Below are 19,966 nucleotides of genomic sequence, written 5' to 3'. Positions count from 1 at the left end.
GCGCGCCGGGACAGACGCCGTTCAAGCCGGCGTGTTGCGCATCCAGTCTGCGGTGTTCATGAAGGCAGCATCGAGCCGCTCGCGCAGCGCCGGGTCGAGCTCGCACTCCTGCATCGCCTGGCGCATGCAGTTCATCCACTGGTCGCGCTCGGCGATGCCGATCGCGAAGGGCAGGTGCCTGGCACGCAGGCGCGGATGGCCGAAGCGTTGCTGGAAATAGTCCGGCCCGCCCAGCCAGCCACACAGGAACCAGAACAGCTTGTCGCGCGAAGCGCTCAGGTCGGTCGGGTGGATCGCGCGCAACCGCGCATAGCTCGGTTCCAGATCCATCAGATCGTAGAAACGATCGACCAGCGCGCGCACCGCGTCCTCGCCCCCGATCCACTCGAAGGCGCTACGGGACTGCTCGCTCATACACCGCCGCCGGCCAGCAGCCGCGCGGCCAGAGCCTTGACGCCCTGCGCGGCCTCGCAACCCGGGTACTGCTCGATGAGCAGCTGGCGCTTGAGCACAGCCTGGCGCACGGTGTTGTCATTGCGCACCTCGCCGAGCAGCTCGAGCTTGAAACTCTGGCCCGGGCTGGCGCCGACGAAGCGCTGCAGCACCTGCTGCAACTGCCCACAGATCAACTTGCCCTCGCCGGGCCGGTTGGCCTGATTGATCAGCAGCCCAACATGGCGACGCTCCTGCTGCGTGGCCAGCACCTTGATCGTCGCGTAGGCGTCGGTCAGCGAGGTCGGCTCGGGCGTAGCCACCACCAGCACGTCGATCGCCAGCGAGATGGCGAACAGCACCACATCGGAAATGCCCGCGCCGGTATCGAGCAGGACCCAGTCGAAGCGCGGCTTGATCGCCTCGACGATATTGAGCAGCTTGTCGCGCACTTCCGGCGTCAGGCGCGAATACTCGACCATGCCGGAGCCAGCCAGCAGTACCGAGAAGCCGCCGGGCGCCGGCAGGATGGCCTGGTCCAACGTGGCCTTCTCGGTGAACACATCGTGCAGTGTCAGCTTGGGGTGCAGGTTCAGCACCACGTCAAGATTGGCCAAGCCCAGGTCGGCATCGAGCACCAGCACGCGTTGACCTTGTGCCGCCAGCGCTGCGGCCAAATTGGCGGTAACGAAGGTCTTGCCCACGCCGCCCTTGCCGCTGGTAACGGCGAGCGTGCGGGCGCCGCTGCGAGACTTGGCGCCGGCGCCTGCAGCGGTAGACGGGGTGCTACTCATTCGATGTCCTGTTGCGTTACAGCAAACAACATGCCTTTTTCCTCGGCGCTCACCAGCGAGTCCACATGCGGTTCCAGGCAGGTCCGATTACGACCCTCAGCCTTGGCACGATAGAGCTGCCTATCAGCACGCTCCATCCACAGCAGCGGCGATGAGCGCACCCACTGCGGAGCGAATGCACCGCCCAGGCTGACCGTGACCTTCAAGGCATTGCCGTTCGGAACCTCGATGATCAACGCAGCCACCGTCTCGCGCACACGCTCTGCCACGGTCAGACCGAAGCTGCTCGGGCAATTCGGCATGATGATGGCGAACTCCTCGCCACCGACACGGGCCGCCGTGTCCATTGGACGGACGGTCTGCGCGATGGCCCTGCCGACAGCCTGGATGACCACATCACCGGCCGCATGGCCATGGGTGTCGTTGACCGACTTGAAGTGATCGATGTCCAGCACCAGCAACAAGGCAGGCTCGCCCGAACGCGCCACGCGGTCTACCTCGCGCGCCAACGCCATCTCGAAGCTGCGGCGGTTCAGCAAGCCGGTCAGCGCATCCTTGCTGGACAGATCGCACAGCGCATCGATCATGCCCTGCAGCCACTCCTGGCTGTAAGGCTGTGCGCCAGGCAGCAGTGCCCCGGCCTGTTGCAGCAGTTGCAGGGCCTGGTCAAGCTGAAGCGCACGGGCGTCGATCAGCGCAGAGGATGTGCTGTGGTCGTTCAAGGTGGGTGGGGCAATTGGCCGGCAGTCTAGCAGGGGGGCAAGTCGGGAAATTCCGCAAATTTGCATGAGCTTCGCCTCCCATTTCACACAAACATGACGCTTAGCCGCCACCGAAACTGCAAAGCGATGCAAGAATCAGCCATGGCTCTGCCCTAGGCTCGGGGACACCCGCCCTCAGACTCACCCGAAGTACCATGCCCGCTGCGCTCACGCCCTCCACACCGACCGAGGCCATCGACCACGAGTTCAGCTTCAGCCGCGCGGACTTCGACAGGGTGCGCCAACTGATCTATCGCCATGCTGGCATCAGTCTCCACGACGGCAAGCACGCCATGGTCTACAGCCGCCTGTCGCGGCGCCTGCGGGAGACTGGGCATCGCAGCTTCGCCGACTATCTGAACTGGCTGGACTCGACTACCGGCAGCCAGGCTGAGCAGGAGTGGCAGGAGTTCGTCAACTGCCTGACCACCAATCTGACCTCGTTCTTCCGCGAGGAGCATCACTTCCATTCGCTTGCCGAAGATCTGAAGCCCTTCGTCGGCAAGCCTGTTCGCATCTGGTGCTGTGCTGCGTCCACCGGCGAGGAGCCCTACTCCATCGCGATGACGGTGTCCGAGGCCTTGGGCGCCTCGGCTTCGGTCCAGATCGTGGCCAGCGACATCGACACCAATGTGCTTAACACCGCGCGACGCGGCGTGTACAACGCCGATGCCCGCGGGCTCTCGCCGCAGCGCCTGAAGCAGTTCTTCATGCGTGGCACCGGCGCCAACTCCGGCCGCATCCGCGTCAAGCCCGAGTTGCAGCGCTGGATCGAGTTCCGCACGCTGAACCTGATGGACCAGCAATGGTCGCTGGGCGAGCCCTTCCACATGGTGTTCTGCCGCAACGTGATGATCTACTTCGATGCGCCGACGCAGCGCAAGGTGCTGGAACGCATCCACCGAGTCATGCGGCCGCACGGCCTGTTGTTCGTGGGGCATTCCGAGAACTTCACCGAGTCGCGCGATCTCTTCCGCCTTCGCGGCAAGACCATCTACGAACGCGTCTGACGCAGACCCAGCCAGAGCCCTTCGACATCGAGCGAGCAGCACCATCCATGAGCACAGCCCCCAACACCGGCACCGCAGGCGCAGCGCTCTCCAGCAGCGCCGGCGCGGCGCGCGTCGCCCAGTTGAAGGCGCAGGCGCGCAAGCCCGGTGAGGCCTCCTTCTTCTTCTACGACGCGCACTTCAAGAACGCGGCCGTCAAGATCCTGCCCGGCGAGTACTTTGTCGACACCGAGGACATCCTCGTCATGACGACGCTGGGCTCCTGCATTGCCGCCTGCCTGTGGGATCGCTCCGCGCAGATCGGCGGCATGAACCATTTCATGCTGCCCGAGGGCACCGGCGACTCCGGTCGCTACGGGTCCTATGCGATGGAGTTGCTGATCAACGAGATGATGAAGCGCGGCGCCTCCAAGAGCCGCATGGAAGCCAAGATCTTCGGCGGCGGCGCAGTGATCTCGGGCATGAATACGATCAATGTCGGGGAACGCAACACCAATTTCGTTCTGGACTACTTGAAGACCGAGCGTATTCCCGTCGTGTCCAAGGACGTGATGGACGTCTATCCGCGCAAGGTCTGTTTCCTGCCGCACAGCGGCAAGGCAATGGTCAAGCGCCTGGCGCCGACCAATACCGACGCACTGATTCAACAAGACCGCGCAGCGGCACAGAAGGCGCAGCCGGTGGTTTCCAGCGGCGGCTCCATCGACCTGTTCTAGGACAGGCACGGACCTACGGTCGCGCCGACACAGGAGTTACAAGCAAATGGCCAAGACCAAGGTGGTGGTGGTGGACGATTCGGCGCTGGTGCGCTCCATCCTCACCGAGATCATCAATCGCCAGACGGACATGCAGTGCATAGGCGCCGCCAGCGACCCGCTGATGGCCCGCGAAATGATCCGCAACCTGAACCCCGACGTCATCACGCTGGACGTCGAGATGCCCAAGATGGACGGGCTGGACTTCCTCTCGCGCCTGATGCGTCTGCGCCCGATGCCGGTGGTGATGGTGTCCACGCTGACCGAGCGCGGCGCCGAAGTCACGCTCAAGGCGCTGGAGCTCGGCGCGATCGACTTCGTCGCCAAGCCCAAGATCGGTGTGGCCGACGGCATCCGCGCGCTGGCCCAGGACATCACCGACAAGATCCGCATCGCCAGCAAGGCGCATATCCGCCGCCTGGCCCCCGGGCCCTCGCATCCGCCCGCCCCTGGCGCGGCGCCGGCGGCCAAGCCGGCGGCAGCACCGGTGGCCAGCCTGGGCCGGCTCTCGACCGAGAAGATCATCTTCATCGGCGCCTCCACCGGCGGCACCGAGGCCACCAAGGACGTGTTGGTCAATCTGCCAGCCGACTGCCCGGCCGTGGTGATCACGCAGCACATGCCGCCCGGCTTCACGCGCAGCTATGCCGCGCGCCTGGACGGTCTGTGCAAGATCCGCGTCAAGGAAGCGCAGGACGGCGAGCGTATCCTGCCCGGCCACGGCTATATCGCGCCGGGCGGCTTCCACCTCAGCGTGGAGCGCTCGGGCGCCAACTACATTGCCCGCGTGCAGGACGGCGAGCCGGTGAACCGCCACAAGCCCTCGGTCGAGGTGCTGTTCAACTCGGCCGCTCGCGTGGTCGGCCCCAATGCGCTGGGCATCATGCTCACCGGCATGGGCGGCGACGGCGCCAAGGCGATGAAGGCGATGAAGGACGCCGGCGCCTACAACTATGTGCAGGACGAGGCCAGTTGCGTGGTCTTCGGCATGCCGCGCGAGGCGATTGCTGCCGGCGCGGCCGACGAGGTGCTGCCGCTCAACCAGATCGCGCCGCACCTGATCGACCGTCTGCGCAAGACCGCCGGGGCCTCGCTGAACCGCGTCTGATCGCGCAGCCTCAGCCGGCCAGGAAGAGTTCCTGCAGGTCGCTGAGGAAATCGAAGCCCAGAGGCGTGGCCTGGATGCGAGAGGCATCGGCCACCAGCAGGCCTTTGGCGCGCCCCGTCTCCAGCCCTTTGGCGATCGCCGCCATGCTCAAGCCGGTGCGCTCGGCAAAGCTGGCCAGCGGCACACCTTCGCGCAGACGCAGCGCATTGAGCATGAACTCGAAGGGCAGTTCGCTGGCGGCCACCTCGTGCTCGTTGGACACCGCCTGCCCCTCCATCGCCTTGGCCATATAGGCGGCAGGTTCGCGCCAGCGCACCTGCCGCAGGATGCGGTGTGCGAAGGAAAGCTTGCTGTGCGCACCGGCGCCGATGCCGAGGTAATCGCCGAACTGCCAGTAGTTGAGGTTGTGCGCGCAGCGGTGTCCGGGCCGTGCATAGGCCGAAACCTCATAGCGCTCCATGCCTGCGCCGCCGGTGCGTGCGGTGATCAAGTCCAGCATCTCGCTGGCCAGGTCGGCATCGGGCAGATGCTCGGGCGGGCGCGTCGCGAAGCGCGTGTTCGGCTCGATCGTCAGGTGATAGACCGACAGATGCGGCGGCGCATAGGACAGCGCGGTATCCAGCTCGACGGCCAGCTCGGCCAGCGTCTGCCCCGGCAGCGCATACATTAGGTCAATATTGAAGGTCTCGAAGCAGCCCGCCGCCTCGGCCAGCGCCTCGCGCGCCTGCGCACTGCTGTGCACGCGGCCCAGCGCAACGAGCTTGGCATCGTCGAAGCTCTGCACGCCGACCGACAGCCGCGTCACGCCCGCGTCGCGGAAGCCGCGGAAACGCTCGCGCTCGAAGGTGCCCGGGTTCGCTTCCAGCGTGATCTCACAGCCCGGCTCCAGGCGCAGCCGCGCGCGCAGATCGGACAACAGCTCCGCGATCTGCTCCGGCGCGAACAGGCTGGGCGTGCCGCCACCGATGAAGATGCTGACGATGGAGCGCCCCCAGATCAGCGGCAGCGCCGCCTCCAGATCGGCACGCAGCGCGGCCAGGTACTGGCGCGCGGTCTCGGCGGGCAGCGCCTTGCCCTCACGCCACTCGTGCGAGTTGAAGTCGCAGTAAGGGCATTTGCGCAGGCACCAGGGCAGGTGCACATAGAGCGACAGCGGCGGCAGCGCGGCCAGATGCAGCGCGCCCGGCCGCATCAGCCGGACGATGCTTTCAGCCATGGCCAGGGTCGAGATGCCAGACCTCGCGCATCTGCCGCAGCAGATCGGCCGAGGCCAGCGCACGGTGGCTCAAGCGGTTCTTCTGCTCGGCAGCGAGCTCGGCCACCGTCTGGCCCAGCGCGGGGATGAACATCAGCGGGTCGTAGCCGAAGCCACCCTCGCCTTTGAGCTCATCGATGATTTCGCCCTGCCAGCGCCCCATCGCGACCAGCGGCTCGGGGTCCTCAGCCGAGCGCACTGCAACCAGCGCGCAGACGAAGCGCGCGCGCCGGTCGGCCTGGCCGGCCAGCTTCTCGAGCAGCACGGCGTTGTTCTCGGCATCGCTCTTGGGCCGGCCAAACAGCGTGGCATAACGCGCCGACAGCACACCCGGCGCACCGCCCAGCGCCTCGACCGCCAGCCCCGAGTCGTCGGCCAGCGCCGGCAGGCCGCTGGCCGCCGCGGCGTGGCGCGCCTTGGCCAGCGCGTTCTCGACGAAGCTCGCATGCGGCTCCTCGGCTTCCGAAATGCCGAGACTGCCCTGGGTCACCAGCTCGACGCCCAACGGCGCGAACAGCGCCTGCAACTCGACGAGCTTCTTGGCGTTGTTGGAGGCGAGCACCAGGCGCAGCGACATCGTCACAGCCCCAGCGCCTTGGCCTGCGCGGCGAGCAGCTCGCGGATGCCCTTGTCGGCCAGATCCAGCAGCGCATTCATCTCGGCGCGCGAGAAGGCCGCACCCTCGGCCGTGCCCTGCAGCTCGACGAAGCCGCCGGACGCGGTCATCACCACATTCATGTCGGTATCGCAGGCCGAGTCCTCGACATAGGCCAGGTCCAGCAGCGGCACGCCGTCATGGATGCCCACCGAGATCGCAGCCACCGCCTCGCGGATCGGGCTGAAGGCGATCTTGCCCTCGGCCAACAGCCAGCTCACCGCGTCGTGCGCGGCCACATAGGCGCCGGTGATCGCTGCAGTGCGCGTGCCGCCGTCAGCCTGCAGCACGTCGCAGTCCAGCGTGATGGTGCGCTCGCCCAGCGCCTTGAGGTCAAACACGCAGCGCAGCGAGCGGCCGATCAGGCGCTGGATCTCCTGCGTGCGTCCGCTCTGCTTGCCGCGGGCGGCCTCGCGGTCGCCACGGGTGTGAGTGGCGCGCGGCAGCATGCCGTACTCGGCCGTGACCCAACCCTCGCCGGAGCCGCGCTTGTGCGGCGGCACGCGCTCTTCGACCGAGGCGGTGCACAGCACCTTGGTATCGCCGAACTCGACCAGCACCGAACCTTCGGCGTGGCGGGTGTACTGGCGGGTCAGGCGCACCGGGCGCAGCTGATCGGGCGCGCGGCCGTCGGCGCGCTGCATGGTCTGGCTCATGTCTTGTCCTGTGTGGGTCTCGTTGCTCGCTCAGGACTTGCGCGTTGCGCGCGCCTGGCGGATGGCTTCCTGGATCTCGCGCACCGAGCGATCGATTTCCTCGTCGCCCAGCTCCTGGCCCTGGCGCAGCTCCTGCTCGCCGGCGCCGCCCTGGATTGTCGAGGCAAATCCGCTGTCATTCAGATCCTGCGGCGCAGCTTCCTGCTCGGGCTCGTGCTCGCCTTCCCACTCGACGGCCAGCGCGGTGACGTTGTCGCAGCGCTCGCCGCCGTGGCGCAGCGCCAGCTCGACGAGGTCGGGCACCGCCTCGCTGATGCCTCGCGAGGCGAGCAGCTCGACGATGCGCGGGTCGCTGACATTGCCCCACAGCCCGTCGGAACAGAGCATCAGCCGGTCGCCGCGCTGCAGCGTCAAGGGGCCGCTCTGGTCGATCATCGGCCGGCCGGGGCTGCCCAGGCAGGTGAACAGCACGTTGCGGTTGAAGCGCTCGCCCAGTCCGCCGGAGCGCCCCAGCGCCTCCTGCAGTTCGCTGTAGGAATGGTCACGCGTACGCGCCAGCAGCGCGCCGCCGCGCAGCAGATACAGGCGCGAGTCGCCGCAATGCATCCACCAAGCCTGGCCATCCTGCACGACACAGGCCACCACCGTCGTGCGCGGCGTGTCGCCCAGGCTCTTCTCGGCCCCGTAGCGCAGCAATTGCTGGTGCGCGATGAGCACGCCATCGTTGAGAAACTGTGCCGGATCGGCCAGCCGCGGCCGCGCCTCGCGCTGGAATAGCGCCGCCATTGTCTGCAAGGTGATCTGCGCGGCAGTCTCGCCCTCGGGATGGCCGCCCATGCCGTCGGCCACCGCGAACAGCCCGGACTCCCGGGTGTAGCAGTAGCCCATGCGGTCTTCGTTCTTCTCCCGGCCGCCGCGTCGGCTGACCTGGTAGACGCCGAATTTCACGCCTTCGCCCCTGACTTCAGGTTCTCGAGCTGAAGTTTCAAGCGCTCGGCGAAGCTCAGCTTCGTGTAGCGGCGCTCGGTCTCACGCGCGAGTTCCTTCTGCAGCGCGAAGACGCTCTGCGGGCGCGAGAGCGGATCCAGCGACATGCACCACTCGGTGACCTCGATGAGGTTGTCCGAATAGACATTGCGCAGCCGGGACAGGCTCAGCGCCAGCCGATCCTTCTCCAGCCGCTGCGGTGCATCGTTGGGCGGGTAGCCCTGCATGCAGGCGTAGATGCAGGCGCCGATCGCGTAGATGTCGGTCCAAGGACCCAGCGAGCCGTCGCGGCGGTACATCTCCGGCGCGGCGAAGCCCGGCGTGTACATCGGGCGGATGAAGTTGCCTTCCTTGCTCAGCACCTCGCGCGCCGCGCCGAAGTCCAGCAGCACCGCCTTGTTGTCGTTGGTGATGAAGATGTTGGCCGGCTTGATGTCCAGGTGCAGCATCTTGTGCTGGTGCACGATGCGCAGGCCCTTGAGGATCTCGTCGAACAGGCTGCGGATGGTGGACTCGCGGAACACCTTGTCTCGCTTGAGATCACGCGCGGTGACGATGAAGTCCTGCAGCGTGTCGCCCTGCAGGTAGTTCATCACCATGTAGACGGTTTCGTTCTCGCGCAGGAAGTTCAGCACCGAGACGACGCTGGGGTGCGAGATCTGCGCCAGCGAGCGGCCTTCCTCGAAGAAGCTGCGCAGGCCGAGGCGGTACAGCGGCTGCTTCTCTGGTTTGACGCGGGGGGTCAGTTCGCCGGGCGAGCGCTCGGCCAGCGAGGAAGGCAGGTATTCCTTCAGCGCGACCAGGTGGTGCTCAGGATCCTCGGCCAGATAGACGACGCCGAAGCCGCCGGCGGCGAGCTTCTTGATGATCTGGTAGCCCCCAACGACCGTCCCTGCAGGCAAAGGCGCTGGTTTGGGCTTTGACATAATCGCGTTTTGATTGCTCTACCGGATGCGAAATGCCAGTCTACAGCATGACGGGTTATGCAAGCGCGAGCTCGCAAGCCCTGCCCCAGGCCGATAGCGGCCCTGCCACGAAGACGGCTGTCACGGTGGAAATCCGCTCGGTCAACGGGCGCTTCCTGGATCTGTCCTTCCGCATGCCGGAGGAGCTGCGCGGGCTGGAACCGGCGCTGCGCGAGCTGGTCGCGGGCCAAGTCAAGCGCGGCAAGGTCGAGCTGCGCATCAATACCCAGCGCGAATCCGACAGTGCCTGGCCGCAACCGCAGCCTGAGCAGCTGAACCGGCTCGCGCAGCTGGAAAGCACCGTGCGCGGCTGGCTGCCCGAGGCTAAAGCCCTCTCGGTGCATGAGGTCATGCAGTGGTGCAAGAGCGGCGGCGCCGCCGAGCGCCTGGACGAGGTGACGCTGGACGCCGCGCGCCGCTGCGTCAACGCCCTGCTCGAGGCGCGCGAGCGCGAAGGCGCCAAGCTGGTGGCTGTGCTGCAGGAACGCGTGAAGCATCTGCAGGCCCTGGCCAGCCAGGCCGAACCGCTGGTGCCCGCCGTCGTGCAGAAGCAGCAGCAGCGCTTCCTGGAGCGCTGGCAGGAAGCGCTGAGCGCCGCCGGCGCCACGCAGAGCCTCAGCGAGGAGCAGATCCGCGAGCGTGCGCTCAACGAGGCGGCCTCCTTCGCCATCCGCATCGACGTCGCCGAGGAGCTGGCGCGGCTGCGCGCCCACCTCGACGAGATCGGCCGCCTGCTCAAGAAGGGTGGCGAGCTCGGCAAGCGCCTGGACTTCTTGATCCAGGAACTGCACCGCGAGGCCAATACGCTGGGATCCAAGTCTGCTGCGCTGGAGCTGACCAATGTCTCGGTGGAGATGAAGGTCGCCATTGAGCAGATGCGCGAGCAGGTCCAGAACATCGAATAAGCCACCCCATGGAATACCCAGGCAATCTCTTCGTCGTCTCGGCGCCCAGCGGCGCCGGCAAGTCCAGCCTCGTGAAGGCGCTGCTCGAGCTGGATTCCAAGCTCGCCGTCTCGGTCTCGCACACCTCGCGCGCGCCGCGCGGCCAGGAGCAACACGGCCGCGAGTACTGGTTCATCGGTGCCGACGAGTTCCGCGCCATGGCCGAGCGCGGCGAGTTCTTCGAATGGGCCGAAGTACATGGCAATCTCTACGGCACCTCGCGCGCCGCGATCGAAGCGCGTATGGCCGCCGGCGAGGACGTAGTGCTGGAGATCGACTTTCAGGGCGCGCTGCAGATCAAGCAGATCTTTCCCTATGCGGTGCTGATCTTCATCCTGCCGCCCTCCTGGGAGGAGCTGGAGCAGCGCCTGCGCCGTCGCGGCGACACCGCGCCGGAGGTGATCGCGCGCCGCATGGCCAATGCCCGCGTCGAGGTGGCGCAGGCCCAGCAGTTCGACTATGTGGTGGTCAACGCGGTGTTCGAGACCGCACTTTTCGACCTCAAGGCCATCGTCCACGCACAGCGGCTAAAATACGCGTCGCAGCGCCGGAACCGCTCTGCCGTGTTCCGCGCCCTTGATCTCCCCTGAACCCAGAACTGGATACCGCCATGGCCCGCATCACCGTCGAAGACTGCCTGACCAAGATCCCGAACCGCTTCCAGTTGGTGCTCGCTGCCACCTACCGTGCCCGCATGCTGAGCCAGGGCCACACGCCCAAGATCGAGAGCAAGAACAAGCCCGGCGTGACTGCGCTGCGTGAGATCGCTGCCGGCGAAGTCGGCGTGGAAATGCTGCGTCGCGTGCCGGTCTGAGGCACGGGCAAGCACCACAGCTGATCCAAGGCGCCCAAGGGCGCCTTTTGTTTTTTTCGAACGCAGTCATAGCGCTGTGACCGGCGACTTCTTGGTCGCCGCTGTGATAACTTCGCCTCATGGGTCTCCGCTCCTTCGCCGCCTCGCTGCCCGCCGCCTTGATGCCGGGCCTGCACAAGTCCGCGCCCGAGCCGACCCTGGCAGAAGCTGCTTCCTTCGACGCCCTGCTGCACAAGCTGGCCTACCTGCCCAAGGCCGACATCAAGCGCATCCGCGAGGCCTACAAGTTCGCCGACGAAGCCCACCTGGGACAGTTCCGCGCCAGCGGCGAGCCCTATATCACGCACCCCATCGCGGTCGCCGGCATCTGCGCCGATTGGCGCCTGGACGTCCAAGCCATCATGGCTGCGCTGATGCATGACGCGATGGAGGACTGCGGCATCACCAAGACCGAGCTGATCGAGCGCTTCGAGGCGCCGACCGCGGAATTGGTTGACGGCCTGACCAAGCTGGACAAGCTGCAGTTCTCGACCCGCGAAGAGTCGCAGGCCGAGAGCTTCCGCAAGATGCTGCTGGCCATGGCGCGCGACGTGCGCGTCATCCTGATCAAGCTGGCCGACCGTCTGCACAATATGCGCACGATGCAGTCGATGGCGCCGGAGAAGCGTCGACGCATCGCCCGTGAGACGCTGGACATTTACGCGCCGATCGCCCACCGCTTGGGCCTGAACCAGATCTACCGCGAGCTGCAGGAGCTGTCCTTCCAGCACATCAGTCCTTGGCGCCACGCGGCGCTCGCCAAGGCGGTGACCAAAGCTCGCGGCAATCGGCGCGACCTGGTGTCGCGCATTGAGCGCGACGTGCGCCAGGCTTTCGACAAGGCCAGTCTGAAGGTCGAGATCCAGGGACGCGAGAAAACGCTCTATTCCATTTACAAGAAGATGCGCGACAAGCATCTGAGCTTCGCCCAGGTCAGCGACATCTTCGGCTTTCGCATCGTCGTGCAGGAGCTGTCTGACTGCTACCTCGCACTGGGCGTGCTGCACCAGCTGTACAAACCGCAGCCAGGCCGCTTCAAGGACTACATCGCCATCCCTAAGCCCAACGGCTACCAGTCGCTGCACACCACGCTAGTCAGCCCGCTGGGCACGCCGGTGGAGTTCCAGATCCGTACCGAGCTGATGCACGCGGTAGCCGAGAAGGGTGTGGCTGCGCACTGGATGTACAAGGGCTCGGCCGACTCGTCGCAGGCCCAGCAGCTCGGTGCACGCTGGCTGCAATCGCTGATCGACATTCAGGACGAGACGCGCGACGCCAACGAGTTCCTCGAGCACGTCAAGATCGACCTCTTCCCCGATGCGGTCTACGTGTTCACGCCCAAGTCCAAGATCATGGCGCTGCCTCGCGGCGCAACGCCGGTGGACTTCGCCTATGCGATCCACTCGGATATTGGCGACCACTGCGTGGCAGCCAAGATCAACGGCGAGGCAGTGCCGCTGCGCACTGAACTGCGCAGCGGTGATGTGGTGGAAGTGGTCACCACCAGCGGCGCCCGTCCCAACCCCGCGTGGCTCAGCTTCGTGCGCACCGGCAGGGCGCGCTCGAAGATTCGCCACTTCCTGAAGAACCTCGAGCAGGAAGAGTCGCGGGAGCTTGGCGAGAAGATGCTCGCCCAGGCCTTGCGCGCCGAAGGCTTGGCCCTGCCAAGCCTGGACGATGAGGACGAGGCTGCTGCCCAGCTCTGGCAGCAGCTGTCGCGCTGGGCAGGCAACCGCCATGTCGACGAACTGCTGATCGAGGTCGGCCTGGGCCGCAAGATCGCCTCCATCGTGGCCAAGAAGCTGGCGCGCCTGCTTGCAGAGCAGGGCCAGCGACCCGATGCGGTCATGCTCAGCATGGGTCGTTTCGCCGCCGACGATGCGCCCGCACAGGGGCAGGTCACATTGGATGGCAGCGAAGGCGCCTCGGTGCGCCTGGCCAGTTGCTGCAGACCAATCCCCGGGGACGAGATCAGGGGCTATCTGGGCCGAGGCGAAGGCCTGATCGTGCACACCGCCGAATGCCAGGTCGGCCGCCGCCTGCAGCAGCGCGACAGCGAGCACTGGATCGCCGTGTCCTGGGCCGAGGAGCTGACCCGCCCGTTCGAGGCTGGCGTCGGGGTGCTGCTGAAGAATGACAAGGGCGTGCTCGCTCAGGTGGCAGCCGCGGTGAGCAGTGCCGAAGCCGACATCACCCATATCGCGATGACGGACGAGGCTGGCCAGCGCGAGACTGCGGAGCTGAGCCTGCTGCTGGCGGTGCGCGACCGCCTGCACCTCGCCGATGTGCTGCGCACCCTCAAGCGCAGCCCCACCGTGCTGCGTGTCTGGCGCCTCAAGCGCAGCGCCTGAAGCATCTCGGCGTCGCCATGCGGCTCAGCTGACGCGCGGTGCCGGGTAGCGCACCTCGAGAATCTCGAGCTTTTCCATACCACCGGGCGTCAGCAGCTGCACCTCATCGCCCTCGCGCGCCTTCAGCAAGGCTCGGGCGATCGGCGAGATCCAGCTCACCTCGCCTCTGAGGCTGTCAGCCTCGTCGATGCCCTTGATGGTGATGGTGCGCTCCTCGCCTTTGCTATTGGCATAGGTGACGGTGGCACCAAAAAAGATCTGCTCGTTGCCGTGATGCATGCTGGGGTCGGCCACCTCGGCGATGTCCAGGCGCTTGGTCAGGAAGCGCAGCCGGCGATCGATCTCGCGCAGGCGCTTCTTTCCATAGAGATAGTCACCGTTCTCCGAACGGTCGCCATTCTTCGCCGCCCACGAGACTGTCTCGACGATCTTCGGTCGCTCCACATCAAGCAACTCCATGAACTCGGCACGCAGGCGGGCATAGCCCTCGGGCGTGATGTAGTTTCGCGTGCCCTGCGGTAATGCCGGCAGCGCCACATCGTCATCGTCGTCGGTGTCGCTTTCCTTGGTGAATGCCTTGCTCATGCGTGTATTGTCTCGCTGTCCAAATTTCCCCTCACCCAACGAGAACGAGAGAAGGAGACGCATGTGAAGAGTCAGTCAACCGGCCCGCTGGCCGGACTGCGCGTGGTCGAGATGGCCGGCATCGGCCCGGGGCCGTTCTGCGGCATGCTGCTGGCCGACATGGGTGCCGACGTCATCGTGGTCGAGCGGCCCGCCGCGCTGCGCACGCTGGGCGCCGGCGGCGCGATGAACCGCGGCAAGCGCTCCATCTGCCTGGACCTGAAGAACCCGCAGTCGCTGCAGGCGGTGCAGGACCTGATCGCCGGCGCCGACGCGCTGATCGAGGGCTACCGCCCAGGCGTGATGGAGCGCCTGGGACTCGGACCGGATGCCATGCTCGAGCGCAACCCACGCCTGGTCTACGGCCGTGTCACCGGCTGGGGCCAGACCGGACCGCTGTCGCAGGCCGCCGGGCACGACATCAACTACGTGGCGCTCACCGGCGCGATGTCGATCAGCACGCGCGCGGGCGTCGCCCCCAGCCTGCCGGCCACGCTGATCGGCGATATGGCCGGCGGCGCGATGTTCCTCAGCTTCGGCATCGTCTGCGCGATGCTGGAGGCGCAACGCTCGGGCAAGGGCCAGGTGATAGACGCCGCGATGATCGACGGCGTGGGCATGCTCACCGCCCTGATCCATTCGCTGCGCGGCGAAGGCCAGTGGATGGACAAGCCGGCCTACAACTTCTTCCTGCACAGCTCGCCCTTCTACGACAGCTTCGAATGCGCGGACGGCCGCTACTTCACGCTGGGTGCGATCGAACCGGCCTTCTACCGCGAGATGCTGCAGCGTCTGGGGCTTGCCGACGTCGATCCGCGCCAGCAGTACGACATGAGCGCCTGGCCTGCGCTGCGCGAGCGCGTCGCCGCGACGATGAAGACCAAGACCCGCGATGAATGGGCGGCACTGCTCGAAGGCACGGACGTCTGCGCTGCACCGGTGCTGAGCTTCGACGAGGCGGCAGCCCACCCGCATCAGCAGGCGCGCGGCAATTTCATCGAGGTAGATGGCAAGCGCCAACCGGCACCGGCGCCACGCTTCTCGCGCACGCCGGCACGGCAGCCCCAGCCGGGCCCTTCACCCGGCGCGCAGACACGAGAAGTGCTGGCGGAGCTTGGCCTGAGTGCCGAGCAGATCGCAGCGCTGGACGCATCCTGAGGCGCAAAGAGAAAGAGCCTGTGAGTAATCACAGGCTCTTGTGAAAGGTGGCGCGGCTGGCAGGATTCGAACCCACGACCCCTTGGTTCGTAGCCAAGTACTCTATCCAACTGAGCTACAGCCGCGCGAGACTGCTAGTCTAGCATGAATTGGATGCCACAAGGGCGAGACTGCCGCCTAAGAGAAGGCTGCAGCACGCGCAGTTCGCACCACTAACGACCAAACTACATTCCCGATAACCGAACGGCTTCGGCAAAGAAAAACGCCTCGAAAAGTACTCTTCGAGGCGTTTGTCTAGAACCGAAATTCTGGCGCGGCTGGCAGGATTCGAACCCACGACCCCTTGGTTCGTAGCCAAGTACTCTATCCAACTGAGCTACAGCCGCGTAAGCCTCGCAGTATAGCAGTGTTTTAAGGGCGCCGGCAAGTCTCGACGGCGCAATGTCAGCCAATCAGCCAAGCTGGGCAGCCTCCTCGAAGCAGCGCGCGCGACGCTCCGAGTCGCCATCGCGTCCGGCCATCTGTGCCAGCACCAGCCAGCAGCGCCGCCGCGCCGCCGCGCCCAGCGCGCGCTCACTGCAGGACTGCTCGAGCATCAGGCGGGCCTTGCCCCAGAGCTGTCGTTCAGCAAGCGCATGACCCATGACATAGGCGATGTGCTTGTCGCGGGGCAGGCGCTGTGCCGCAGCCTCGAGCCGTTGCAGCCATTCGGGGCCAAGCCCCGGCATCGCTGCCACCAGCGCCTCGGCAAGCTCCTGCCGCTCGTCGGGCGCCATGTCTGCAATCTGTTCCCAGAATGGCCGCAGCCAGCCCCGGCCATCCTCGGGAGCCCCCATCAACGCAGCGCAGCGGGCAGCCCGGGCCGCCACGAAGACGTCGCGCCGGTCTGCGCTGTCCAACTGCTGCCAGACCGAACGCAGCTGGTCAACGTCGCGAGCGGCCTCCAGCGCCTCGATGGCCAATGAACGCAAGAGCCCCTGCGCGGCGAGCTTGGAAAAACCCTGATGCTTCGCCAGCAACCTCGCCGTTCGCAGGGCTTCCATCGGTTGGCGCGCAAGACGAGAGGCCTGCAGTCGAAGCCGCAGTGCCTGCGTGCGACGCCCCACGCCAGGCCCGAGTTCGGCCAGCAGGTTCAGCGCACGGTCGGCATCGCGGTCATCCAATGCCCACTCGGCTGCCATCAGCCGCACGCCCTCCTCCACGGTGCGTGCCGAGGCGCTTGCCGTGCTGAGCTGCAGCGCCGCCCCAAGCGCCTCGTCGCGGCGGCGCTTGTCCTGCAGGCGATGCGCACTCTGAGCCACGAGCAGATGCGCCAGCGCACAGAAGCCAGCATCGCCCTCGAGCTCCGGGGTCTGAGACTGAATGACCAGCGCCTTCTGAGCCGCCTTCTGAGCACGGCCGAAACGTCCTGCGAAGAAGTCGCCCAGTGCTTCGCGCAATGCTGCCTGCGCATGACGCTCTCGCTGAGCGATGCGCCATTCGCGCGCGCGCTGAGGCAGGCTGGTCAGCGAGTTCAGCGTCTGGATGATCGTGACCAAGGCGAAGCAACTTGCCGCCAGCGCAAGCAGGAAGAGGTTGAGCGAAACATCGACGCGCCAGCCATTCCAATAGAGGCTGACCAGCCCGTCATTGCTGCCCAGGGTCAGCGCCGCCACGACCGCGACGGCGAAGAGCAACACGAGCCAGATGATGGTGCGCATGGCGGCCGCCCCGAACCTTCAGCGTCCGGCGCCGACTGCCGCCAGCGCTGCCAGCGTGTCGTCAGGCCGTGGCACATTGACCTGCCGCGCCTGTCCGGCAACCTGACGCAGCAGCTCGCTAGCCAGCACCACCTTGCGCGAGCGGCTGTCGAAGTAGCGGTCGAGCATGGCCAGGGTTTCGCGCAGATCGGTCTGCGCAGTATCGAACTGCCGGCTCAGCAACGCCAGTCTGGCGTTGAGCAGGCGCAGCTTCATGTTCTCGCGCAGGAAGAAGGACTGATCAGGCGCGAGCAACATCGCCTCGGGATGATCGATGCGCGTCACCCGCAACAGACTCTTGGCCTCGGCCCAGACACCCGCCAGCGTCTCTTCCCACTGGTGCCCAGCACGCGACCACCAGTCCGTGCCGCTGCTGCGGGACGCTGCCACGCTGGCCGCAGGCGCGGCCTTGTCGCTCCGCCGCTGTTTGGCGAGCTGCGCCGCATCGCTCTGGTCTGCCACGGCAAGCAGCGGCAGCTCGTCCAGAAGACGCGCGACTTCGTCGATCTTGATCGTCAGCGTCGACACATCGGCGACCTGGATGGCCTTGACCCGGTCGAGGTCGCGGGCGACTGCGCGGCGCACGCCGTCCAGGCGAGGCTGCTTGTAGCGCAGCAGGCGCTCGTCGGCCTGACGCAGTGTCGCCACCAGGGGCTCGGCACTGCCGGTGATGCTGGTCTGCTGCATGGCCACGCGGATTGATGCCTCGATGTCGCCGATCACGTTCTCGTCCCGCGAGCGCGACATCGACTGGATCAGCTCCTCCAGTTGCGCGCGCTGCAGCGCCACTTCGGCGAGACGCGCCTCCAGCAGCGCGATTTTGGCCGCGCTGTCACGGCTGAGCTCCTGAGCCTCCTTGGCCTGACGCCGCGCTTCGGCCGCGTCATCCTGGCTGCTCTCCTGGCGACGCACCAGTTCGCGCTCGATCTCGCGCAGCTTGGACTGCCCCTGCCATGCCAGCACCAGCGCGACCAGGCTCATGGCACCCAACCCAGCCGCCAGCACGGACTGCCAGGGCAGCGGCTTGCTGGCTGCGCTATCGGCCTGGCCCTGCGCCGGCGAGGCCGGCTGCGGCGCCGATGCGACGGGGACTTCGGTGGGGGAGTTGACTGGGTCGCTCACGATCGCGGTCATTGTAGGGGCCGGTCCACCAGAGCCTGCAGGGCTGCAGCCACCGCCTCCGGCTGCGGTCGCGCCAAAACCACATGGCCAAAACCGAGAGAGCGAGCGCGCTCGGCAATGCGTTCATGCGTGGCAATGCAGCGGCTGGCGGACCAGTCCGCGCCCTGCGCCAGACGGTCGCGCAGGCAGTCCAGCGCCTCAGCGCTGCTGAACAGCCAGACATGGAGGGCAGGCGCAGCCAGCGCAGCAGCCAGCAGTGCACCCTCCTGGCGATCCAACTGCGCGCAGCGGCGGCGATAGACGCTGCGATAGCGCAACTCGGCGCCGGCCTCGCGCAGCTTCTGGCCCAGCCAGTCGCGCCCGCCCTCGCCGCGCAAGATTAGTGCAAGCCGCCCCCGCCAGGCCAGGTCCTGCAGCTGCGGCCAGAGATGCTCGGAATCCAGGCTCGGCGCATCGACAGCAGGCTGCACGATCTGCGCCGCAGGCACGCCAGCCTTCAGCAAGGCCGCCGCGCTGCCGGGCCCAACAGTGGCCGCCAGCGTCTGCGCGGGCCAAGCCGCCCCGGTGGGCCGCTGCGCAAAAAACTGCTCGACCGCGTTGGGACTGACGAACATGGCCAGAGCCGCCTGTGGCAGCTCGGCCCAGGCCTGCTGCGCCTGCAGCGGATCGTCGGGCGGTGCGATCTCCAGCAAAGGCAGCGTTGCGACCGACACACCGAGTGCCTGCAACCGTGCCGCCCAATCGCCGGCCTGCTGCCGCGGCCGGGTCAGCAGCAGCCGCATCGGGGCTGCCATCGCTCAATGCGCCGCCAGATAAGCCGAGGCGCCCTGCTCGCGCAGCGCTTCGGCCGCGCGCGTGCCCAGCGCCTCGGCCTGGGCATCGTCTTGCACCGGCGCAGAGAGCTCGGCTCGCAGCAGCGGCGCGCCATCCTGCGAGGCATGCCCCAGGGCGACTTCGAGCTGCAACTGCTCGCTCACCCAGCGCGCATGCGCGGCCAAGGGAACGCTGCAACTGCCACCCAGCGCACGCGAGACCGCACGCTCAGCCAGTGTCGCCAGCCAGGTCGGCTGATGGCGCAGTGTCTGCAAGGCGGCCTGCAACTCGATGGCATCGCCGCGCACCTCTAGACCCAAGGCTCCCTGGCCGGCACAGGGAATCATCTCGTCGACGGCAAAGCAGGCGCGGATGCGCTGCTCCAGGCCGAGGCGCTTCAGGCCGGCGGCCGCCAGCACGACGGCGTCGTAGCCGCCTTCGTCCAGCTTGCGCAGCCGCGTACCCAGATTGCCGCGCAGCGGCTCGATGCGCAGGTCCGGCCGCCGGGCCTTGAGCTGCACGACGCGGCGAAGGCTCGAGGTGCCTACCACCGCGCCCTGGGGCAGCTCGGCCAGGCTGGCGTACTTGTTGGACACGAAGGCATCGCGCGGATCCTCGCGCTCCATGATTGCCGTCAGCACGAAGCCCGGCGGCAGGTCCATCGGCACATCCTTGAGCGAATGCACCGCCAGCTGGGCGCGGCCCTCTTCCAGCGCGGTCTCCAGTTCCTTGACGAACAGCCCCTTGCCGCCCACCTTGGACAGGCTGCGGTCGAGGATCTGGTCGCCCTTGGTCGTCATGCCCAGCAGCTCGACCACCATGCCCCGCTGCTCCAGCAGGGCCTTCACATGCTCGGCCTGCCACAGGGCCAGCGGGCTCTCGCGTGTGGCGATGACCAGCGCGCGTTTTGCGTTCGATTCATTCATGCGCGCATGCTAGCGCAGGGCTCGCGCCACCAAGAAACTGATACAGTCTCCAGCAAGT

Annotated in this window: 21 protein-coding genes and 2 tRNA genes; 8 read left to right on the top strand and 15 right to left on the bottom strand. The window is 66.7% G+C overall.

Annotation, left to right across the window (positions count from 1 at the left end; translation table 11 throughout):
• Window positions 1-21: 21 nt before the first annotated feature.
• Genes AC2EBS_RS02250 through AC2EBS_RS02240 form a run of 3 tightly spaced genes read right to left on the bottom strand, consistent with a single transcriptional unit; the run spans window position 22 to window position 1,948 of the window.
• Window positions 22-414, bottom strand: a complete 393-nt coding sequence (locus tag AC2EBS_RS02250; protein ID WP_484726753.1) for a group II truncated hemoglobin — start codon at window positions 412-414, stop codon at window positions 22-24.
• Window positions 411-1,226 carry a MinD/ParA family protein gene (locus AC2EBS_RS02245; protein ID WP_484726752.1) on the bottom strand — a complete coding sequence of 272 codons (816 nt, stop codon included), beginning with the start codon at window positions 1,224-1,226 and terminating at the stop codon, window positions 411-413. The genes AC2EBS_RS02250 and AC2EBS_RS02245 overlap by 4 nt, the downstream gene beginning before the upstream one ends.
• A complete protein-coding gene (locus AC2EBS_RS02240; RefSeq protein WP_484726751.1) occupies window positions 1,223-1,948 on the bottom strand; it encodes a GGDEF domain-containing protein in 726 nt (241 codons plus the stop codon). Before AC2EBS_RS02240 ends, AC2EBS_RS02245 begins: the two co-directional genes overlap by 4 nt.
• A gap of 194 nt (window positions 1,949-2,142) precedes the next feature.
• Here AC2EBS_RS02240 and AC2EBS_RS02235 point away from each other — a divergent pair, with 194 nt between their 5' ends.
• The 3 genes from AC2EBS_RS02235 to AC2EBS_RS02225 are packed head-to-tail and all read left to right on the top strand — an operon-like array spanning window position 2,143 to window position 4,860.
• Complete coding sequence (locus AC2EBS_RS02235) at window positions 2,143-2,997, top strand: CheR family methyltransferase (RefSeq protein ID WP_484726750.1); 855 nt, start codon at window positions 2,143-2,145, stop codon at window positions 2,995-2,997.
• 47 nt (window positions 2,998-3,044) lie between these two features.
• A complete protein-coding gene (cheD, locus tag AC2EBS_RS02230; protein ID WP_484726749.1) occupies window positions 3,045-3,713 on the top strand; it encodes a chemoreceptor glutamine deamidase CheD in 669 nt (222 codons plus the stop codon).
• 46 nt (window positions 3,714-3,759) lie between these two features.
• Window positions 3,760-4,860 (top strand): protein-glutamate methylesterase/protein-glutamine glutaminase, encoded by a 1,101-nt coding sequence (locus AC2EBS_RS02225; RefSeq protein ID WP_484726748.1) that lies wholly within the window; start codon window positions 3,760-3,762, stop codon window positions 4,858-4,860.
• 10 nt (window positions 4,861-4,870) lie between these two features.
• Here the strand turns inward: AC2EBS_RS02225 and hemW are convergent, their stop codons facing one another.
• The 5 genes from hemW to AC2EBS_RS02200 are packed head-to-tail and all read right to left on the bottom strand — an operon-like array spanning window position 4,871 to window position 9,339.
• Window positions 4,871-6,076 carry a radical SAM family heme chaperone HemW gene (hemW, locus tag AC2EBS_RS02220; protein WP_484726747.1) on the bottom strand — a complete coding sequence of 402 codons (1,206 nt, stop codon included), beginning with the start codon at window positions 6,074-6,076 and terminating at the stop codon, window positions 4,871-4,873.
• Entirely contained in the window at window positions 6,069-6,692 is a 624-nt protein-coding gene (rdgB, locus tag AC2EBS_RS02215; RefSeq protein ID WP_484727546.1) for an RdgB/HAM1 family non-canonical purine NTP pyrophosphatase, read from the bottom strand. Before rdgB ends, hemW begins: the two co-directional genes overlap by 8 nt.
• A gap of 2 nt (window positions 6,693-6,694) precedes the next feature.
• The gene (gene rph / locus AC2EBS_RS02210; protein WP_484726746.1) at window positions 6,695-7,426 is read right to left on the bottom strand and encodes a ribonuclease PH; all 732 of its coding nucleotides are present in this window, start codon (window positions 7,424-7,426) and stop codon (window positions 6,695-6,697) included.
• 30 nt (window positions 7,427-7,456) lie between these two features.
• Window positions 7,457-8,374, bottom strand: a complete 918-nt coding sequence (locus tag AC2EBS_RS02205) for a PP2C family protein-serine/threonine phosphatase (RefSeq protein ID WP_484726745.1) — start codon at window positions 8,372-8,374, stop codon at window positions 7,457-7,459.
• Window positions 8,371-9,339, bottom strand: a complete 969-nt coding sequence (locus AC2EBS_RS02200) for a serine/threonine protein kinase (protein WP_484726744.1) — start codon at window positions 9,337-9,339, stop codon at window positions 8,371-8,373. The genes AC2EBS_RS02205 and AC2EBS_RS02200 overlap by 4 nt, the downstream gene beginning before the upstream one ends.
• A gap of 32 nt (window positions 9,340-9,371) precedes the next feature.
• Between AC2EBS_RS02200 and AC2EBS_RS02195 the strand changes: the two genes are divergently transcribed.
• The 4 genes from AC2EBS_RS02195 to AC2EBS_RS02180 all read left to right on the top strand — a co-directional run bounded on the left by AC2EBS_RS02195 (window position 9,372) and on the right by AC2EBS_RS02180 (window position 13,526).
• The gene (locus tag AC2EBS_RS02195; protein ID WP_484726743.1) at window positions 9,372-10,283 is read left to right on the top strand and encodes a YicC/YloC family endoribonuclease; all 912 of its coding nucleotides are present in this window, start codon (window positions 9,372-9,374) and stop codon (window positions 10,281-10,283) included.
• 8 nt (window positions 10,284-10,291) lie between these two features.
• The gene (gene gmk, locus AC2EBS_RS02190) at window positions 10,292-10,912 is read left to right on the top strand and encodes a guanylate kinase (RefSeq protein ID WP_484726742.1); all 621 of its coding nucleotides are present in this window, start codon (window positions 10,292-10,294) and stop codon (window positions 10,910-10,912) included.
• A gap of 20 nt (window positions 10,913-10,932) precedes the next feature.
• On the top strand, window positions 10,933-11,136 hold the full coding sequence (rpoZ, locus tag AC2EBS_RS02185; protein WP_484726741.1) for a DNA-directed RNA polymerase subunit omega: 204 nt from the start codon (window positions 10,933-10,935) through the stop codon (window positions 11,134-11,136).
• A gap of 119 nt (window positions 11,137-11,255) precedes the next feature.
• Complete coding sequence (locus AC2EBS_RS02180; protein ID WP_484726740.1) at window positions 11,256-13,526, top strand: RelA/SpoT family protein; 2,271 nt, start codon at window positions 11,256-11,258, stop codon at window positions 13,524-13,526.
• A gap of 24 nt (window positions 13,527-13,550) precedes the next feature.
• Here the strand turns inward: AC2EBS_RS02180 and greB are convergent, their stop codons facing one another.
• On the bottom strand, window positions 13,551-14,111 hold the full coding sequence (greB, locus tag AC2EBS_RS02175) for a transcription elongation factor GreB (RefSeq protein WP_484726739.1): 561 nt from the start codon (window positions 14,109-14,111) through the stop codon (window positions 13,551-13,553).
• A 63-nt stretch (window positions 14,112-14,174) separates the two neighbouring features.
• On the opposite strand from greB, the gene AC2EBS_RS02170 reads away from it, so the two are divergent.
• The gene (locus tag AC2EBS_RS02170) at window positions 14,175-15,308 is read left to right on the top strand and encodes a CaiB/BaiF CoA transferase family protein (RefSeq protein ID WP_484726738.1); all 1,134 of its coding nucleotides are present in this window, start codon (window positions 14,175-14,177) and stop codon (window positions 15,306-15,308) included.
• 48 nt (window positions 15,309-15,356) lie between these two features.
• On the opposite strand, the gene AC2EBS_RS02165 is transcribed toward AC2EBS_RS02170, so the two are convergent.
• The 6 genes from AC2EBS_RS02165 to hemC form a co-directional block, all read right to left on the bottom strand.
• Window positions 15,357-15,433 (bottom strand) — tRNA-Arg (locus AC2EBS_RS02165).
• Between the two features lie 184 nt (window positions 15,434-15,617).
• Window positions 15,618-15,694 (bottom strand) — tRNA-Arg (locus tag AC2EBS_RS02160).
• Window positions 15,695-15,760: 66 nt separating this feature from the next.
• The gene (locus tag AC2EBS_RS02155; RefSeq protein WP_484726737.1) at window positions 15,761-17,008 is read right to left on the bottom strand and encodes a heme biosynthesis HemY N-terminal domain-containing protein; all 1,248 of its coding nucleotides are present in this window, start codon (window positions 17,006-17,008) and stop codon (window positions 15,761-15,763) included.
• 18 nt (window positions 17,009-17,026) lie between these two features.
• Complete coding sequence (locus AC2EBS_RS02150; protein ID WP_484726736.1) at window positions 17,027-18,169, bottom strand: uroporphyrinogen-III C-methyltransferase; 1,143 nt, start codon at window positions 18,167-18,169, stop codon at window positions 17,027-17,029.
• Between the two features lie 8 nt (window positions 18,170-18,177).
• On the bottom strand, window positions 18,178-18,963 hold the full coding sequence (locus AC2EBS_RS02145) for a uroporphyrinogen-III synthase (RefSeq protein ID WP_484726735.1): 786 nt from the start codon (window positions 18,961-18,963) through the stop codon (window positions 18,178-18,180).
• Window positions 18,964-18,966: 3 nt separating this feature from the next.
• A complete protein-coding gene (gene hemC, locus AC2EBS_RS02140; RefSeq protein WP_484726734.1) occupies window positions 18,967-19,908 on the bottom strand; it encodes a hydroxymethylbilane synthase in 942 nt (313 codons plus the stop codon).
• Between the last annotated feature and the right edge of the window lie 58 nt (window positions 19,909-19,966).

The sequence above is a fragment of the Roseateles sp. T103 genome, from assembly GCF_057219915.1.
This window is presented reverse-complemented; position numbering and strand designations above follow the sequence as displayed.

Coding starts and splice junctions, on each gene's coding strand:
- AC2EBS_RS02250 (WP_484726753.1), bottom strand. CDS start 414: ATGAGCGAGCAGTCCCGTAGCGCCTTCGAGTGGATCGGGGGCGAGGAC.
- AC2EBS_RS02245 (WP_484726752.1), bottom strand. CDS start 1,226: ATGAGTAGCACCCCGTCTACCGCTGCAGGCGCCGGCGCCAAGTCTCGC.
- AC2EBS_RS02235 (WP_484726750.1), top strand. CDS start 2,143: ATGCCCGCTGCGCTCACGCCCTCCACACCGACCGAGGCCATCGACCAC.
- cheD (WP_484726749.1), top strand. CDS start 3,045: ATGAGCACAGCCCCCAACACCGGCACCGCAGGCGCAGCGCTCTCCAGC.
- AC2EBS_RS02225 (WP_484726748.1), top strand. CDS start 3,760: ATGGCCAAGACCAAGGTGGTGGTGGTGGACGATTCGGCGCTGGTGCGC.
- hemW (WP_484726747.1), bottom strand. CDS start 6,076: ATGGCTGAAAGCATCGTCCGGCTGATGCGGCCGGGCGCGCTGCATCTG.
- rdgB (WP_484727546.1), bottom strand. CDS start 6,692: ATGTCGCTGCGCCTGGTGCTCGCCTCCAACAACGCCAAGAAGCTCGTC.
- rph (WP_484726746.1), bottom strand. CDS start 7,426: ATGAGCCAGACCATGCAGCGCGCCGACGGCCGCGCGCCCGATCAGCTG.
- AC2EBS_RS02200 (WP_484726744.1), bottom strand. CDS start 9,339: ATGTCAAAGCCCAAACCAGCGCCTTTGCCTGCAGGGACGGTCGTTGGG.
- AC2EBS_RS02195 (WP_484726743.1), top strand. CDS start 9,372: ATGCCAGTCTACAGCATGACGGGTTATGCAAGCGCGAGCTCGCAAGCC.
- gmk (WP_484726742.1), top strand. CDS start 10,292: ATGGAATACCCAGGCAATCTCTTCGTCGTCTCGGCGCCCAGCGGCGCC.
- rpoZ (WP_484726741.1), top strand. CDS start 10,933: ATGGCCCGCATCACCGTCGAAGACTGCCTGACCAAGATCCCGAACCGC.
- AC2EBS_RS02180 (WP_484726740.1), top strand. CDS start 11,256: ATGGGTCTCCGCTCCTTCGCCGCCTCGCTGCCCGCCGCCTTGATGCCG.
- greB (WP_484726739.1), bottom strand. CDS start 14,111: ATGAGCAAGGCATTCACCAAGGAAAGCGACACCGACGACGATGACGAT.
- AC2EBS_RS02155 (WP_484726737.1), bottom strand. CDS start 17,008: ATGCGCACCATCATCTGGCTCGTGTTGCTCTTCGCCGTCGCGGTCGTG.
- AC2EBS_RS02145 (WP_484726735.1), bottom strand. CDS start 18,963: ATGGCAGCCCCGATGCGGCTGCTGCTGACCCGGCCGCGGCAGCAGGCC.
- hemC (WP_484726734.1), bottom strand. CDS start 19,908: ATGAATGAATCGAACGCAAAACGCGCGCTGGTCATCGCCACACGCGAG.